Below are 16,568 nucleotides of genomic sequence, written 5' to 3'. Positions count from 1 at the left end.
CGTGAAAAACCGCTACACACTTTCCTGGAATTTCTATTCTGCCGGCTCCACATTGGTATAGGCGGCTTCCTCCAACTCGCGCTTCAGTCGGGCTTCCTCGTGGGTCTTCGGCGTGACGAAGCGGCCAAGCAGGAGATAGGCGACCGGCGTCAGGAACAGCGTCGAGACGGTGGCCAGCCCCAGGCCGCCGACGATGACCCAGCCGAGCGCGACGCGCGCCTCGGCACCGGCACCGCTCGCCAGCACCAGCGGCAGGCCGCCGAGCACGGTGCAGATCATCGTCATCATTACCGGCCGCACGCGGATGATCGAGGCCTGTTCGATCGCCTCGCGCACGCCAAGCCCGCGGTCGCGCAACTGGTTGGCGAATTCGACGATCAGGATGCCGTTCTTGGCCATGACGCCGACCAAAAGCACCAGGCCGATCTGGCTGTAGGCGTTGAGACTGGTGCCCGAGAGGAGAAGCGCGAAAATCGCACAGGCCAGCCCGAGCGGCACCGTCGCCATGATGATGACGGCGCTGACAAAACTTTCGAACTGGGCGGCCAGCACCAAAAGGATGATGACCAGCGCGAAGCCGAAAATGGTGACCATGGCGCTGTTGGTCTCGCCTAGCGTCGCCGCCTCGGCCAGGGGCAGGATGCGGCTGCCTGGCGGCAGCAGCGGTGTGGCGATTTGCTCGGCGCGGGTGAGCGCGTCGCCAAGCGCGAAGTCGCCGCTGAGGTTGGAGGTGATCGCCACAGAGGGCTGCTGCTGTTCGCGCGACAGCGACGGTGGCACGGCGCGTTCGGTCAGCGTGGCGATGGTCGACATCGGCACGAAACGTCCGTCGGCTGTTTTCAGGAAGATGTTTTCCAGATCCGTCGGATCGTTGATCGGATTGGTGGTCGAGACCAGCTTCACGCCGTAGCTGCGGTCGGCGATGTAGACGTCGACGACGTCGTTGCCGTCGAGCATGGCCTGCAAGGTGTTGGCCAGTCCTGATATGTCGATGCCGAGGTCGGAGGCGCGCTCGCGGTCGATGGCCACGGCTAGCTGCGGCTGCGTCGGGTCGATGGACAGGCGCGGTGTCTGGAAGCGCGGGTCCTTCTGCATCTCGGCGATGATCTTCACGGCGGCATCGCCGAGTGCCTTGCGGTCGTTGCCGACCAGCGCGAACTGCAGGCCGTTGCCGGCGCCACGGATACCGAGGCTGTTGGGCTGCACCGGGAAGATGCGCACGCTCGGCACCTGCCTGGTCAACTGGCTGATCTCGGCCATGATCTCCTGCTGGCTGCGGCTGCGCTCGTTCCACGGCGCCAGCGTCATCACCATGAAGCCGGAGTTGTAGGAGCCGTTCTGGCCGGCATTTTCGAAAGTGCTGCGGATCTCGCCGGAATCGCGCATCGGCTGGATCAGTCTCTCGATCTTCTGCATCTGCTGCGTTGTGTAGTCGAGGCTGACGCCTTGCGGGGCGCTGATGCGCAGAAGCACGGCGGCGCGGTCCTCGGTCGGCGTCAGCTCCTGGCGGATGGTGCCGAACAGCGTGAAGGCGGTGCCGGCGAACAGCACCGCGACCAGAAGCACGATCCATGGCGCGTCGAGGCAGGCGTGCAGGCTGCGCTTGTAGGCCGTATTGAGCGCGCCGCCGATGCGGGCGCCGATGCCATGGCCACCTTCGTGGTGGAGCGATGCGCTGGTCAGCATGCGCGAGGCGAGCATTGGGCACAGCGTCAGCGCCACCACGCAGGACAAGAGCACCGACATGGCAAGCACGAAGCCGAATTCGCGGAACAAGCCGCCGGTCTGGCCGGGCAGGAACGAGATCGGCACGAAGACGGCGACCAGCGTCAAGGTGGTGGCGATGACGGCGAAGAACACCTCCTGCGCGCCGAGCACGGCGGCGGCGCGCGGCCCCATGCCTTCGTTGCGTCGTCGCACGATGTTTTCGAGCACGACGATGGCGTCGTCGACGACCAGACCGGTCGCCAGCACCAGAGCGAGCAGGGTCAGGATGTTGACCGAGAAGCCGGCCAGATAGATGGCGGCGATGGTGCCGATCATGGCGACCGGCATCGACAGGCCGGGGATCAGCGTCGCGCGCCAGTCGAGGAGAAACACATAGATGACGATCAGCACCATGGTCACCGACAGGCCGAGCGCGATCTCGACCTCGTGCACCGCGCCCTTGACGAAGACGGCGTCGTCGCTGGTGATCTTGATCGACATGCCCTTGGGCAGGTTTTCCTGCAGCTTGGCGACGGCGGCCTGGACACCGGTCGAGATGTCCAACGTATTCGATTCCGCCTGGCGGATGATGCCGATGCCGATGCCGGTCTTGCCATCCGAACGCAATGTGGTCTGGCCGACGTCGGGGCCGAGCGTGACGGTGGCGACGTCGCGAATGCGCGTCGTGCCGCCGATGATGATGTTTTCGAACTCTTCCGGCGTGGTGACGTCGGCAGTCGTGCGGACGATCAGGTCCTGGTTGGTCGTGGTGATCGAACCGGCGGGGGAATCGAAGGCGACCGAGGCAAGGGCGGCCCTGAGGTCGGCGACCGTGAAGCCGAGGCTGGCCAGCTTGTTCTGGTCGACGTCGATGCGAAAGATCTTGTCGCGGTCGCCATAGGCCTGGACATCGGCAACGCCGGGCACGGCGGCCAGCTCGTCCTCGATCTGGTCCTGGACCACCACGGTCATGTCCTGGATCGACATGTCGTCCGAGGTCACCGCCAGTCGCATCACCGCGTCGGAATTGGCGTCGGCCTTGACGATGCGCGGCGGATCGGCGGTGTCCGGCATCTGGTTGGCGACGCGGCCGACGGCATCGCGCACGTCCGAGGCGGCGACATTCAGATCGACGCCGTCGTTGAACTCGATGGTGACGCGGCTCGAGCCGAACGAGGAAGACGACGAGATCGACTTGACGCCTGAGACGCGGGCGACGGCGCCCTCGATCGTGTCGGTCAGTTCGCGGTCGACGGTCTCGGCCGCCGCGCCCTCGAAGGTGGTGGAAACAGTGACGACCGCGCGATCGACGTCCGGCAGTTCGCGGATTTCGACGCCGTAGAAGGCGGCCAGGCCGGCGACCGCAATCAGTGTGTTCAGCACGAAGGCCATCACCGGCCTGCGGATGAACAGCGCGGTGAAGCCGGTATCGCTGGCGGCGTTGATGGTTCCGGTCATGAGCCTTGGGCCGCGTCCGCCGCGCGCTGCTCTTCGCCGGCGAGGCGGACCGCGCCGCCCTCGCTGACGCTCTGGGTGCCTTCTGTGACCACCATGTCGCCATTGTCGATCTCGGCGTCGATCAGCACGGTCTCGGTGTTGCGCTGTACGATGCGCACCGGGACCCGCCTGGCCTTGCCGTCCTCGATCTGCCAGACATAGGCGCCGTCCGCCCCCCACAGGATCGCCAGCGGGCTGACGGCCGGATAGGTTTGCCCCGGAAATTTCATGGTGATGCCGAACGACATGCCGGCGCGCAGTGAATCCGCCGGGTTGGCGATCTTGGCCTTGACCAGCAGGGTGCGGCTCTTTTCATCGATGTGGTTGTCGATGGCCGAAACGGTGCCGCTATAGGCGTTGCTGGGATTGGCGATCGGCGTCGCCGTCAATTGCGCACCGACCTTGACGGCGGCGGCGAAGCGCTCGGGCACCAGGAAGTCGACCAGGATAGAGGACCGGTCGTCGAGCGTGGCGATGGCCGACTGGTTGGTGACATAATTGCCGGCCGAGATCGGCAGGATGCCGACGGTGCCGGCGATCGGCGCCAGAATCGACCGGCGCTGCAGTGCAAGTTCCGCGTCCTGAAGCGCCAGCTTGGCGCCCGCCAGCACCACCTCGGCGTCAGCCACGGCCACCGGGGTCGCGGCATTGGAGGCACGAAGCGACTTGACGCGGTCGAGCTTGGATTGCGCGTCCTGCAAGGCCAGCTTGGCACGGTCCTGAGAGATCACTTCGGTCTCGGAATCGAGGGTGGCGAGGATCTGTCCCTTATCGACATGGCTGCCGGATTCGACCAGCAGTTCGGCGAGGCGGCCGGAGTTGTAGGGATTGACGGTCACCGAGGCGTTGGCACGGCCGGTGCCGATCGCCTGCAGGCGATCGTTGATAACAGCCGAAGTGGCCGCCAGGGCGCCCACGTTCACCGGCTGGTTGCCGTCGCGGCCGTCTGCCTGCCTCGCGTTCGCGGCGCCGCTTGCAGCCGGGGGCGTTGCCGCGTAGGCCCAGTCGATGCCCCAACGTGCCAGCACGTCCGGCGCGCTGGGATAAAAGCGCAGCCAGGCGGCTGCCGCCACCACCAGCACCACAAGTGCAAAAAGTATCTGTTTCCAGGCGGCCATCGGCACTCCGGTTGGTAAAACAATCCTTCCGTCTACCGGTTTCCCGAAATGAAGCAGACGCAGCGAGGCTATTGTAAGGCAAAGAAGCCGCCTCGATATCGCGTCTTTATGACAATTCTCCGGGGGCTGCGCACATTAAATATATGTAACGTTTGAGAAAATATGCATAACGCTTTGGATCATCACACAGGCACTAACGCAGACTTTCCATCTCGCGAATGCGTTTGGCGCCTTCTGCTTCCAGTTGCCTGGTGACGGCGCCGATCAGCGTTTCGGCGACGACGAAAAGGGCAGCCGAAGAGTCCCATGCCGACGGCACCGCGGTTCGTCCGGCGATAACATGACGAGCAAAGCGGGCGATCGGCGACAGCCACTGGTCGGTGAACAGCACGATCTGGACGCCACGCTGATGCGCCTTTTCGGCGAAGCGGACGAGGCTGTCCTGATAGCGCCTGATGTCGAAGATCACCAGCACGTCGCGCTTGCCCATGTCGATCAATCGGTCGCGCCACATGCTCTCCTGCCCGGCGAGGTGAAAGACATCCGGCTGGATGACGGCGAGGTGGGCGGCCATGTAGCGCGCCAGCGGATCGGTGAAGCGGCCGCCGATCAGGAAGGTCTTGCCGCGCCGGTCCGCTAGCCGGGCGGCGATGTCGGCAAGCTGCCTGTCGGACAGGTGTCTGAACGTCTCGCGCATGTTGTCGAGCGTCGCTTCCAGCATCGGCGACACCGTGCCGCCGCCAGGCGAGGGCGGGTTGAGTGTCCTTGTCGCCGGCGATTGCAGTTGCGCCGCCAGTTCGTCCTGCAGGCTCGACTGGAATTCCGGATAGTTCTGAAAGCCCAGCCGGGCGACGAAACGCAGGATCGTCGGCGAAGAGACGCCCGCCGCGGCCGAGAATTCAGCGACCGTTTTCAGGCCGATCATCGGATAGTTGGCGATCAGTGTCTGGGCCGCGCGCCGTTCGCCGGCCGGCATCGTGCCGAGGCGATCGGCGATCAGTTCGGCAATGCTGGAAATCATGTTTTCCCCACCCCTGGCCCGGCCGAAGGCCTTTTCCGAGATCGCATTTGACAAAGCCGGACAAACTGTATGAAATCATCCACAGGGACGCAATGAGGCAAAATACGTAACATACGATACAGCGCTCCCCGGGGACGGCACAGTATGGAGAAAGCACGGCCCGCCAGCCTTGCATCGTCTGATACCGTAAGGGTGACGAACCCCGGCGGATCGAGCCCTTTCGTGCTGACTTGCGATCACGCCTCGAACTTCCTGCCGGCCGAATTCGGTACGCTCGGCCTTGCCGCCGAGGACCTGTCCCGTCACATCGCCTGGGATCCCGGCGCGCTGCCGGTTGCCCGCCGCATGGCGCAGGCGCTCGACGCGACGCTGGTGGAAACTCGTATTTCTCGCCTTGTCATCGACTGCAACCGGCCACTCGACGCGCCCGACCTGGTGCCGCCGGTCAGTGAGACAACGGCCATACCGGGCAATGCCGGCCTGTCGGAGAGCGAGCGGGCGGCGCGTGTTGCCCTGTCATGGCAGCCGTTCCACGACACGATTGCCGGTATCATCGAAAACAGGCTGTCACATGGTCAGCAAACGCGGCTGGTTTCGGTCCACTCCTTCACGCCGGTCTATAAATCCAAAAACCGGCCCTGGCATATCGGCATCATCCACGACGAGGATCGCCGGCTGGCGGCGCCGCTGATATCGGCACTTAAGCGGCTTGCCGGCGTCACCGTCGGCGTCAACGAGCCTTATTCGCCTGATGACCGCGTCTATTTCACGCTGGAACGGCATGCGCGCTCGCGCGGCCTGCCCTGCGCGATGATCGAAATCCGCAACGACGAAATCGCCGGCGAGACCGGGCAGCGGAAATGGGCGGATCTGCTCACGGGCATTTTTTCGGATCTGGAGCCAGAGGAGGCCGGATATTCCAGATCGCATTCAGTCGGAAAGTCAGTTCAATCGGCCAATTAGAACCACAGGGGAATGAAAATGGCAGGACCGGATTATACGGACGTTGACAAGAAGGAGGACCTGAAGGTTCTCCATGGCATGGGCTATGCCCAGGAACTGTCGCGAAGCATGAGCCGCTTCTCGAATTTCGCGATATCGTTCTCGATCATCTGCATCCTTTCGGGCGGCATCAACTCCTTCGCGCAAGCCACATCGTCGATCGGCGGCGCAGGTGCGGGCATCGGCTGGATCGTCGGCTGCTGCGTGTCGGGCTTCTTCGCCCTTGCCATGGCGCAGATCGCCTCGGCATTTCCGACCGCCGGCGGCCTCTATCACTGGTCGTCGATCCTCGGCAACCGCTTCACCGGCTGGCTGACGGCCTGGCTAAACCTGTTCGGCCTGATCACCGTGCTCGGCGCCATCAACATCGGCACCGCTTTCTTCTTCGTTGGAACGTTCGGAAGCTGGTTTGGCATCACCGGCACGCCGGGCGAAATCGTCGGGTTCGTCGCCTTCATCACCGTGCTGCAGGCGCTGTTCAACCATTTCGGCATCAAACTGACGGCAATGCTCACCGATGCTTCGGGCTTTCTTATCCTGGGCGCAACAGCAGTGCTGATCGTGGCCTGCCTGGTGTTCGCACCGGCGATCGACATCAGCCGGCTGTGGACGTTCACCAACTATTCAGGCGATGCGGGCGGCGGTGTTTTTCCGCAAACCGACTCCATGAGCTACCTGTTCCTGCTCTGCCTGCTTCTGCCCGTCTATACCATCACCGGCTATGACGCCTCGGCCCACACCTCCGAGGAGACCGTCAAGGCAGCACACTCCGTCCCGCGGGCGATCGTTTCGTCGGTGCTGTGGTCGTCGCTGATCGGCTGGGTGATGCTGTGCGCAATCGTTCTCGCGATCCCGGACCTGGCTGCCGGCGCCAAGCAGGGATGGAGCGTATTCTTCTCGACAATGGATGCAATCCTGCCGGTGTGGCTGAAGGAACTGCTTTATTTTGCAATCCTGATCTCGCAATTCCTCTGCGGCCTCGCCACCGTGACCTCGGCTTCGCGCATGCTGTTCGCCTTCTCTCGCGACGGCGGCATGCCTGTTGGCTCCGCGGCTCTCGCCAAGGTCAACCCGACCTGGCGCACGCCGGTCAATGCGATCTGGACGGCCGCGATCCTCGAGATCCTTTATGTGTTCCTTGCCCAGTTTATTTCGATCGGCGGCACCAACATCTACACCATCGTCGTCAATTCGACGCTGGTGTTCCTGTTCCTGTCGTTCACCATCCCGATCGCACTCGGCATGGTCGCATTCGGCACGGCCAAGTGGCCCAATCCTGGCCCGTGGAACCTGGGCGCCGGACTGTTCAAGCTCTTCTGTGCGCTGTCGATTGTCGGCATGGTGATCATCTTCTACATCGCCATCCAGCCGCCGAACGACAAGGTGCTTTACATCACCATAGGCTTCATCTTGCTGACCGCCGTGCTTTGGTTCGGTTTCGAGAACCGCCGCTTCCAGGGTCCGCCGATCGGTGACCAGATTGCCAAACGCCAGGCCGCGATCAGGGCAGCCGAGGTGGCTATCGGCGAAGCTGGCGCCTGATATCGCCCTATATGGCCATGGCCGGCCTCGCGCCGGCCATGGCTACGTTTATCCCTTTCAATCGACAAGTGCTGGAGTGCCAAAGGAATGGCCGGAAATTTCTCGTTCGATCAGTTGAAGAAAGCGGTCTCCAGCGGTGAGATCGACACCGTGCTGGCCTGCATCGTCGACATGCAGGGACGGTTGGCGGGAAAACGCTTCCTGGCGCAGTACTTCATCGATTCCGCGCATGACGAAACGCATGGCTGCAACTATCTGCTGGCGGCCGACATCGATATGGAACCGGTGCCGGGCTACAAGGCCGCGAGCTGGTCGAAGGGCTATGGCGATTTCGTCATGAAGCCGGATCTCGCCACGCTGCGGCGCATTCCCTGGCTGGAAAAGACCGCACTCGTGATCTGCGACGTGCTCGACCACCACACCCATGATGACCTGCCGCACTCGCCGCGCGCCATCCTCAAGAAGCAGGTCAAGCGGCTGAGCGAGCGCGGCTATATCGGCTATTTCGCTTCCGAGCTCGAATTCTATCTGTTCAACGAGACATACGATTCTGCCCGAAAGAAGCACTGGCAGGGTCTCGACACCGCATCGCCCTATATCGGCGACTACCAGATCGGCATCACCACCAAGGAAGAAGGCGTCATGCGCCGGCTTCGCAATGAGATGGAAGCGGCCGGCATCCCGATCGAAAATTCCAAGGGCGAGTGGGGTCCGGGCCAGGAAGAGATCAATGTGCGCTATGCCGAGGCGCTCGACATGGCCGACCGCCACGTCATCCTGAAGAACGGCGCCAAGGAAATCGCCGAGTCCGAGGGCAAGGCGATTTCGTTCATGTCCAAGTATAATTACGGGCTCGCCGGCAATTCCAGCCACATCCACAATTCGCTGTGGAGCGCCGACGGCAAGACACCGCTGTTCTTCGACAAGACGGCCGACTGGACGCTGTCGACGCTTGGCCAGCAATGGGCCGCCGGCCAGCTCAAATACGCCAAGGAATTCACCTGGTTCCTGGCGCCCTATATCAACTCCTACAAGCGCTTCCAGGCCGGCACCTTCGCGCCGACTAAGATCATGTGGAGCGAGGACAACCGTACCGCCGGCTTCCGCCTGTGCGGCGAGGGCACCAAGGGCATCCGCATGGAATGCCGCATCGGCGGCGCCGACCTCAACCCGTATCTTGCGTTCGCCGCGCTGATCGCCGCAGGCCTCGCGGGCATCGACGAGAAGCTGGAATTGCAGAAGCCGTTCGTCGGCGATGCCTATCAGGCATCGCGCCTGCCGGAGATCCCGAAGACGCTCCGCGATGCGACCGACACGCTGGCGAAGTCGAAGATGCTCAAGCAGGCGCTCGGCGAGGATGTGCTCGAACACTATGTCCACACCGCAAAGTGGGAGCAGTTCGAATACGACCGCCGCATTACAGATTGGGAACTGCACAGAGGGTTCGAGCGGTACTAGTTATCGACTGTTCGTCGGCGCCGTCGGCGCCGTCCCTTACCCTTCCTCTCCGTGTGAAGAAAACGGAGAGGAGGCGAAGACGCTGGAGCTCCATCCTTCTCCCCGTCACTATGCGGGGAGGGGTGCCGGCAGGCGGATTAGGGGCAGCGTCAGCCCACAAGACTTTGTTGTAGAATGCGAGGACTTCCAAAATGACCGAAACGGTCAAACTCATATCCCCCATCGATGGCTCGATCTATGCCGAGCGGCCGATCGCGACCGACCAAGCGATCAACGCCGCGGTCGAGCGTGCCAAGGCGGCGCAGGAGAAGTGGGCTGAGACGCCGATCGTCGAGCGCGGCAAGTTTATGCTGGCCATGCTGGAAGCGCTGGTCGCGATGACCGACGAGATCGTGCCGGAGATCGCCTGGCAGATGGGGCGCCCGGTGCGTTATGGCGGCGAGTTCGGTGGTGTCAAGGAGCGCACCACCTACATGGTCGAGATCGCCGAGGCGGCGCTCAAGGCGGTGCCGGCCTCCAACCCGAAGGACGGCTTCCGTCGCTATGTGAAGAAGGATCCGCTTGGCGTGGTCATGGTGATCGCGCCGTGGAACTATCCCTACCTCACCGCCGTCAACACCATCGTGCCGGCGCTGATGGCCGGCAACACCGTGGTCCTCAAGCATGCGGCGCAGACGCTGCTGGTCGGCGAGCGCTTTCAGCAGGCTTTCGACAAAGCGGGCCTGCCCAAGGGCGTATTCCAGAATGTCGTGCTCAACCATGCCCAGACCGAGAAACTGCTCGGCTCGGGCAAGATCGACCATGTCAATTTCACCGGTTCGGTCGGCGGCGGCCGTGCCATCGAAAAGGCCGCGGCCGGGACCTTCATGACGCTCGGCCTCGAACTTGGCGGCAAGGATCCGGCCTATGTGCTGCCCGACGCCAAGATGGACCATGCGGTCGCCAATCTGGTCGACGGCGCCTTCTACAATTCCGGCCAGTGCTGCTGCGGCATCGAACGTGTCTACGTGCACGAGAAGGTCTATGACGAATTCGTCGAAGGCTTCATCGCCGAGACCAAGAACTATGTCGTCGGCAACCCGCTCGACCAGGCGACGACGATGGGACCGATGGCGCAGGCGCGCTTCGCCGACCTGATCCGCGAACAGAAAGCCGAAGCGCTGCGCAAGGGTGCCAAGGCGCACATCAATATGAAGGTGGCTAACGACAAGGCGGGTTCGCCCTATCTGGCGCCGGAAGTGCTGACAGAAGTCGACCATCAGATGAGCGTCATGCGTGAGGAAAGCTTTGGCCCGATCGTCGGCATCATGAAGGTGCGCAACGACGAAGAGGCGATCGCGCTGATGAACGACAGCCCCTACGGGCTGACCGCTTCGATCTGGACGCGCGATACCGAGCATGCGGTGGCGATCGGCAACCGCGTCGAAACCGGCACGGTGTTCATGAACCGCTGCGACTATCTTGACCCGGCCTTGGTCTGGACCGGCGTCAAGGACACCGGCAAGGGTGCGGGCTTGTCGGCCATCGGCTACGATAATCTGACCCGGCCGAAATCTTTCCATCTGCGCGAAGCCATCTGATTTATTGAAAGACAAAAATGTCCAAGCTGATCTCCAAATGGAACTATCCCACCACCGTCCGCTTCGGCGCCGGTCGCATCAAGGAATTGCCCGAGGTATTGACGGCCACCGGCATCAAGCGGCCGTTGTTCGTCACCGATCCGGGCCTGGCGAAACTGCCGGTCGTCGCCTCGACCTTGAAGATCCTCGACGATGCGAAGGTCCCTTACGGCGTTTTCTCCGAGGTCAGGCCGAACCCGGTCGAATCCAACCTGACCGCCGGCATCGCCGTGTTCAAGAAGGGCAAGCATGACGGCGTCATCGCCTTCGGCGGCGGCTCGGCGCTCGATCTTGGCAAGCTGATCGCCTTCCAGGCCGGGCAGACGCGGCCGGTGTGGGATTTCGAGGATGTCGACGACTGGTGGACGCGCGCCAACTCGGATGCCATCGCGCCGATCATCGCCGTGCCGACCACCGCCGGGACCGGATCGGAGGTTGGCCGCGCCGGCGTCATCACCAATGAGGCCACGCACACCAAGAAGGTCATCTTCCATCCCAAATTGTTGCCGGCTATCGTCATTGCCGATCCGGAGCTTTCGGTCGGCATGCCGGGCTTCATCACCGCCGGTACCGGCATGGATGCGCTGGCCCATTGCCTCGAAGCCTATTGCGCGCCCGGCTACCATCCGATGGCCGACGGCATTGCTGTCGAAGGTGTCCGGCTGGTCTTCGAGAACCTGCCCAAGGCCTATGCCAACGGCAGGGATCTCGTTGCGCGCGCCCATATGATGAGCGCCGCTGCCATGGGCGCCACCGCCTTCCAGAAAGGGCTCGGTGCCATCCATTCGCTTTCGCACCCTGTCGGCGCGCTCTACGACACCCATCACGGTATGACCAACGCGGTGTTCATGCCCTATGTTCTGGCCTTCAACCGGGACTCCATCGAGGAGCGTATTGGCCGGCTCGCCGCCTATTGCGGCATCAAGGGCGGCTTCGACGGCTTCGCCAAAGCCATCATCAAGCTTCGCAAGGAACTGAAGGTGCCGCATGCACTGCCCGGCCTTATCAAGGGGCTCGACATGGACAAGAAGCGTAAGACGCTGATCGCCGACATGGCGGTGGTCGATCCGACTGCCGGCGGCAACCCGGTCAAGCTGACCAAAAAGGCGGCGCTGACGTTGCTCGAAAACGCCATCGCCGGCACGGTCTGAGGCGTTTTCCGCACGCAAAGTGATCTGAAAAGGGGCTATGAAAACAAAGGGGGAGGATGACGGGCAAGGCAGAAATTAGTTAGCCGGAAAAAGAATCCCGAAGCGATTGCTACATCAGGTTAAAAAGAGTTTACTTTTTCGCACTGCGAGCAGCCGCTTTCACAAAGCTTTCATCTGGCTGTCACATGAAAACGATACCGCATCGCAGGCGTCCAACGGCGTCAGTTCAACGGAGAGAACACATGTTCAAATTCACGGGGAAAGTGCTTTCCCTTTCGGCCGCGGCGCTTTTCGCGTCGACGGTGATTTCGTCCGCGGATTCGCTGGACGATCTCGTCAAGGCCGCCAAGGCGGAAGGCCAGCTCACCACCATCGCGCTGCCGCATGACTGGTGCGGTTACGGCGACGTCATCGCCGGCTTCAAGGCGAAGTATCCGGAAATCACCGTCAACGAACTCAATCCCGATGCCGGTTCCGGCGACGAGATCGAGGCGATCAAGGCCAACAAAGACAACAAGGGCCCGCAGGCGCCTGACGTCATCGACGTCGGCCTGTCCTTCGGTCCGACCGCCAAGGCCGATGGCCTGATCCAGCCCTACAAGGTGTCGACCTGGGACTCGATCCCCGACAGCGCCAAGGATGCCGAAGGCTTCTGGACCGGCGACTATTACGGCGTGCTTTCCTTCCAGGTGAACAAGGACCTCGTCAAGGAAGCTCCGGCCGACTGGGCCGACCTGCTGAAGCCGGAATTCGCCAACTCGGTAGCCCTTGCCGGTGATCCGCGTGCCTCGAACCAGGCGATCCAGGCGGTTTATGCCGCCGGCCTGTCGTCAGGCGCCGCCGCCGGTGAGGCTGCCGGCACCGCGGGCCTCGACTTCTTCAAGAAGCTCAATGCCGCCGGCAATTTCGTGCCGGTCATCGGCAAGGCCGCGACGCTAGCCCAGGGCCAGACCCCGATCCTCGTCACCTGGGACTACAACGCGCTCGCCGGCCGCGACACGCTGAAGGGCAATCCGCCCGTCGACGTCGTCGTGCCGAAGACCGGTGTTGTCGCCGGTGTCTATGTGCAGGCGATCAGCGCCTACGCGCCGCATCCGAATGCAGCCAAGCTCTGGCTCGAATACCTCTACTCGGACGAAGGCCAGATCGGCTGGCTGAAAGGCTATTGCCACCCGATCCGCTTCAACGATCTCGCCAAGAACGGCAAGATCCCGGCTGACATCCTCGCCAAGCTGCCGCCGGCCGAAGCCTATGCTTCCGCCGTGTTCCCGACGCTTGACGAGCAGGGCAAGTCCAAGGAAGCCATCACCAAGAACTGGGATGCCGTCGTCGGCGCCAACGTCAAGTAACTCACACCATGCCGGGCGGCCTCGCGGCCGCCCGGTCCTTCTCTCGAAGACGGTAGCCGGCGCATGACCGATATCTCATTGTCCGACCACGCTGTTACCGGGAAGACCGCGCCTCCCGCCGAGGCACGCAGCATGCGGCTGCCGACCCAGTGGCTTGGCGTTGCACCGTTCTTCATCTTCGCCATCATGTTCCTCATCCTGCCCACGCTCTATCTGATGCTGGGTGCATTCCAGAACGATGCCGGCGAATTCACTCTCGAAAACATCGCAGCGCTGGCGCAACCGTCCATCGTTGCCGCCTACTGGATTTCTATCAAGATCAGTCTTGCTTCATCGCTGATTGGCGCATTCGCGGGCCTGGCGATTGCCATTGCCATCGTGCGCGGTGGCCTGCCGGACTGGATACGTTCGGCGACACTGACGTTTTCCGGTGTGGCCTCCAATTTTGCCGGCGTGCCGCTGGCCTTTGCCTTCCTCGCCACGCTCGGCCGCCTCGGCCTTGCGACGGTGATCCTGAACACCGTGTTCGGCCTTAACATCTACGCGCATGGCTTCAACATCCTGTCATTCTGGGGCCTGACACTGACCTATGTCTATTTCCAGATACCGCTGATGGTGGTGATCATCGTGCCAGCCATCGACGGGCTGAAGAAGGAATGGGGCGAGGCAGCCGCGACGCTGGGCGCGACCATGTCCCAGTACTGGCGCATGGTGGTCATTCCGGTGATCTGGCCGAGTTTCCTCGGCACCGTAATCCTGTTGTTCGCCAACGCCTTCGGCGCCATCGCCACCGCCTATGCGCTGACCGGCTCGTCGCTCAACATCGTGCCGATCCTGCTTTATGCACAGATCCGTGGAGATGTGCTGCACAATGCCCATCTCGGCTATGCCATCGCCTTCGGCATGATCGTCATCACCGGTCTTGCCAATGTGTTCTACATCTGGTTCCGGACCCGTTCCGAGAGGTGGCTGAAATGAAGTCGGGAAAGTTCTGGGCCTGGCTCGTCTTCGCTCTTGGCGCGGCCTACTTTTTCATCCCGCTGATCGCGACCGTGGAGTTCTCGATGCGCATGCGGCGCGGGGAGTACTCCTTCGACGCCTACAAGGTCGTGTTGGGCGACGCCCGTTTCCAGGCCACCTTCGGCTATTCGGTACTGGCCGCCGTTTTCACCATCATTCTCGGTGTGCTGATCGTGGTGCCCGCCGCTTATTGGATCCGGCTTCGGCTGCCGCAATTGCGGCCGATCGTCGAGTTCATTACCCTGCTGCCGCTGGTTATCCCAGCCATCGTCATCGTCTTCGGCTACATCAGAATGTACGGGTCGAATTCGCCGCTGCCGTTTCTGGCGACCGATACAGGCACCAATGCCTTGTTGGTCATCGGCTATGCGACACTGGCGCTGCCCTATATGTATCGCGCCGTCGACACCGGGCTTCGCACAATCGACGTGCGCACTTTGACGGAAGCGGCCCAGATCCTTGGGGCTGGCTGGGGCACCATCATCACCCGTGTCATCCTGCCCAACGTGCTGATCGCGGTGCTCTCGGGCGCCTTCCTCACCTTCGCCATCGTCATCGGCGAATTCACCATGGCCAGCCTGCTCAACCGGCCTGCCTTCGGCCCTTATCTGCAGAATATTGGTGCCAACCGCGCCTATGAGCCGGCGGCACTTGCCATCATCGCCTTCGCCATCACCTGGGGCTGCATGTCGCTGATCCAGATACTGTCCCGCTTCGCGCCGAGATCCGCGAACCGTCCCAACTGATCGAAAAGTACTGATCGAAAGAAGAACGCCATGGCCGACCCCTTCCTCTCCATCCAGCACGTTCGAAAATCCTTCGGCGCCACCACGGTCGTGGAGGATTTCAATCTTGACGTCGAGCGTGGTGAATTCGTCTCCTTCCTCGGTCCGTCCGGTTGCGGCAAGACCACCGTGTTGCGCATGGTCGCCGGTTTCGAGGAGCCGAGCGCGGGCACGATCGTCGTCGGCGGCAAGGACATTACGAGGCTGAAGCCCAACCAGCGCAATGTCGGCATGGTGTTCCAGGCCTATGCGCTGTTCCCGAACCTGACCGTGGCGCAGAATATCGGCTTCGGCCTGAAGGTCGCCGGCATGCCGAGGGCCGATATCGATGCCCGCGTCGCCGAGATGCTCGGCATCATCAAGCTGCCGCAGATGGCGGATCGCTATCCCTACCAGCTCTCGGGCGGCCAGCAGCAACGCATCGCGCTGGCCCGCGCCATCGCGCCGAAGCCGAAGCTCTTGCTGCTCGACGAGCCGCTGTCGGCGCTCGATGCCAAGGTGCGTGTGTCGCTGCGCGAGGAAATCCGCTCGATCCAGAAGAAGCTCGGCATCACAACCATTTTCGTCACGCACGACCAGGAAGAGGCGCTGTCGATCTCCGACCGCATCGCCGTCATGTATGGCGGGAAGGCCGAGCAGGTCGGCACGCCGTTCGAGATCTACAACCGCCCGGCGACCAAGTTTGTCGCCAATTTCGTCGGCACGCTGAACGTGCTGGAAGGCACCGTCACCGATGCGGCTGCAGGCACGGTGCGGGTCAATTCCGAACAGGTCTCGCTTAAGGGCAAGCTCAACGGTTCCAAGTCAGGCGACACGCTGTCGCTGGCGTTGCGGCCTGAGGCAATCTCGCTCGGACGACAGCCCGGCCGCGATTCCAGCCTTTCGGGAGAGATATCCGAGGTGCATTTCCTCGGCTCGGTCATCCGGGTTCGTGTCGGCATCGGCGGCAACACGGTCTCGCTCGACACCTTCAACAGCCCGGCGACACCGCCCCCCGCAGTCGGTGAAAAGGCCGAGATCTCGTTCTCGTCGAGCGATATGCTGGTGCTTCACTAGGCTGATGCGCTTGTTCAAAATGAATGGCTGCATCCCGGTCTGCGAAGACGGGAGGATGCTTCCGTCCGCGTGGTATGGGCTGCAATGCAGGGTTTAAGCGAGCCCTCTATCGGTGATTTCGATGTCAGTGCGGTCGGCGCATTTGTCGATTTGGCAGGGCATCGGCGGAAGGCAATTCGAGGCATATTCCCATCGGCTCGAGCTTGCTGGCCAATCAACAGTTTCCAGCCGCTTTGCCACTGC

The 16,568-nt window shown here is 62.5% G+C and carries 12 protein-coding genes; 9 read left to right on the top strand and 3 right to left on the bottom strand.

The features are described 5' to 3' along the window. Window positions 1-33 precede the first annotated feature (33 nt). From NKI21_RS26895 to NKI21_RS26885, 3 genes are all read right to left on the bottom strand, one after another. Window positions 34-3,165, bottom strand: a complete 3,132-nt coding sequence (locus NKI21_RS26895) for an efflux RND transporter permease subunit (RefSeq protein ID WP_352868272.1) — start codon at window positions 3,163-3,165, stop codon at window positions 34-36. Then, window positions 3,162-4,322 carry an efflux RND transporter periplasmic adaptor subunit gene (locus NKI21_RS26890; RefSeq protein WP_352868269.1) on the bottom strand — a complete coding sequence of 387 codons (1,161 nt, stop codon included), beginning with the start codon at window positions 4,320-4,322 and terminating at the stop codon, window positions 3,162-3,164. Before NKI21_RS26890 ends, NKI21_RS26895 begins: the two co-directional genes overlap by 4 nt. 193 nt (window positions 4,323-4,515) lie before the next feature. After that, window positions 4,516-5,343 (bottom strand): MurR/RpiR family transcriptional regulator, encoded by an 828-nt coding sequence (locus tag NKI21_RS26885; protein WP_023810105.1) that lies wholly within the window; start codon window positions 5,341-5,343, stop codon window positions 4,516-4,518. 144 nt (window positions 5,344-5,487) lie between these two features. Between NKI21_RS26885 and NKI21_RS26880 the strand changes: the two genes are divergently transcribed. From NKI21_RS26880 to NKI21_RS26840, 9 genes are all read left to right on the top strand, one after another. Further along, window positions 5,488-6,306 (top strand): N-formylglutamate amidohydrolase, encoded by an 819-nt coding sequence (locus NKI21_RS26880; RefSeq protein ID WP_352868266.1) that lies wholly within the window; start codon window positions 5,488-5,490, stop codon window positions 6,304-6,306. 18 nt (window positions 6,307-6,324) lie between these two features. Next, complete coding sequence (locus tag NKI21_RS26875) at window positions 6,325-7,887, top strand: amino acid permease (RefSeq protein WP_023810103.1); 1,563 nt, start codon at window positions 6,325-6,327, stop codon at window positions 7,885-7,887. An 87-nt stretch (window positions 7,888-7,974) separates the two neighbouring features. Continuing rightward, a complete protein-coding gene (locus NKI21_RS26870) occupies window positions 7,975-9,345 on the top strand; it encodes a glutamine synthetase family protein (RefSeq protein WP_352554228.1) in 1,371 nt (456 codons plus the stop codon). Window positions 9,346-9,536: 191 nt separating this feature from the next. Continuing rightward, on the top strand, window positions 9,537-10,925 hold the full coding sequence (locus NKI21_RS26865; RefSeq protein ID WP_023810101.1) for an aldehyde dehydrogenase family protein: 1,389 nt from the start codon (window positions 9,537-9,539) through the stop codon (window positions 10,923-10,925). A 17-nt stretch (window positions 10,926-10,942) separates the two neighbouring features. Further along, complete coding sequence (locus NKI21_RS26860; protein WP_352440920.1) at window positions 10,943-12,115, top strand: iron-containing alcohol dehydrogenase; 1,173 nt, start codon at window positions 10,943-10,945, stop codon at window positions 12,113-12,115. 242 nt (window positions 12,116-12,357) lie between these two features. Beyond that, window positions 12,358-13,464, top strand: a complete 1,107-nt coding sequence (locus NKI21_RS26855) for an ABC transporter substrate-binding protein (protein ID WP_127290572.1) — start codon at window positions 12,358-12,360, stop codon at window positions 13,462-13,464. A gap of 63 nt (window positions 13,465-13,527) precedes the next feature. Beyond that, window positions 13,528-14,442: an ABC transporter permease gene (locus tag NKI21_RS26850; RefSeq protein WP_023810098.1), complete on the top strand. Its 915-nt coding sequence runs from the start codon at window positions 13,528-13,530 to the stop codon at window positions 14,440-14,442. Beyond that, entirely contained in the window at window positions 14,439-15,230 is a 792-nt protein-coding gene (locus NKI21_RS26845) for an ABC transporter permease (protein ID WP_023759707.1), read from the top strand. Before NKI21_RS26850 ends, NKI21_RS26845 begins: the two co-directional genes overlap by 4 nt. A 30-nt stretch (window positions 15,231-15,260) precedes the next feature. Continuing rightward, window positions 15,261-16,325 carry an ABC transporter ATP-binding protein gene (locus NKI21_RS26840; RefSeq protein WP_023810097.1) on the top strand — a complete coding sequence of 355 codons (1,065 nt, stop codon included), beginning with the start codon at window positions 15,261-15,263 and terminating at the stop codon, window positions 16,323-16,325. The last annotated feature ends 243 nt before the right edge of the window (window positions 16,326-16,568 follow it).

The organism is Mesorhizobium sp. M0715, from assembly GCF_040320355.1.
Lineage (GTDB): Bacteria > Pseudomonadota > Alphaproteobacteria > Rhizobiales > Rhizobiaceae > Mesorhizobium.
The sequence above is the reverse complement of the archived record's forward strand: the minus strand, read 5'-3'. Positions and strand labels throughout refer to the sequence as shown.

Excerpts from the sequence above, each read along its gene's own strand:
- NKI21_RS26875 (WP_023810103.1), top strand. The coding sequence starts at position 6,325 with ATGGCAGGACCGGATTATACGGACGTTGACAAGAAGGAGGACCTGAAG.
- NKI21_RS26860 (WP_352440920.1), top strand. The coding sequence starts at position 10,943 with ATGTCCAAGCTGATCTCCAAATGGAACTATCCCACCACCGTCCGCTTC.
- NKI21_RS26890 (WP_352868269.1), bottom strand. The coding sequence starts at position 4,322 with ATGGCCGCCTGGAAACAGATACTTTTTGCACTTGTGGTGCTGGTGGTG.
- NKI21_RS26865 (WP_023810101.1), top strand. The coding sequence starts at position 9,537 with ATGACCGAAACGGTCAAACTCATATCCCCCATCGATGGCTCGATCTAT.
- NKI21_RS26845 (WP_023759707.1), top strand. The coding sequence starts at position 14,439 with ATGAAGTCGGGAAAGTTCTGGGCCTGGCTCGTCTTCGCTCTTGGCGCG.
- NKI21_RS26870 (WP_352554228.1), top strand. The coding sequence starts at position 7,975 with ATGGCCGGAAATTTCTCGTTCGATCAGTTGAAGAAAGCGGTCTCCAGC.
- NKI21_RS26895 (WP_352868272.1), bottom strand. The coding sequence starts at position 3,165 with ATGACCGGAACCATCAACGCCGCCAGCGATACCGGCTTCACCGCGCTG.
- NKI21_RS26850 (WP_023810098.1), top strand. The coding sequence starts at position 13,528 with ATGACCGATATCTCATTGTCCGACCACGCTGTTACCGGGAAGACCGCG.
- NKI21_RS26855 (WP_127290572.1), top strand. The coding sequence starts at position 12,358 with ATGTTCAAATTCACGGGGAAAGTGCTTTCCCTTTCGGCCGCGGCGCTT.
- NKI21_RS26840 (WP_023810097.1), top strand. The coding sequence starts at position 15,261 with ATGGCCGACCCCTTCCTCTCCATCCAGCACGTTCGAAAATCCTTCGGC.
- NKI21_RS26885 (WP_023810105.1), bottom strand. The coding sequence starts at position 5,343 with ATGATTTCCAGCATTGCCGAACTGATCGCCGATCGCCTCGGCACGATG.
- NKI21_RS26880 (WP_352868266.1), top strand. The coding sequence starts at position 5,488 with ATGGAGAAAGCACGGCCCGCCAGCCTTGCATCGTCTGATACCGTAAGG.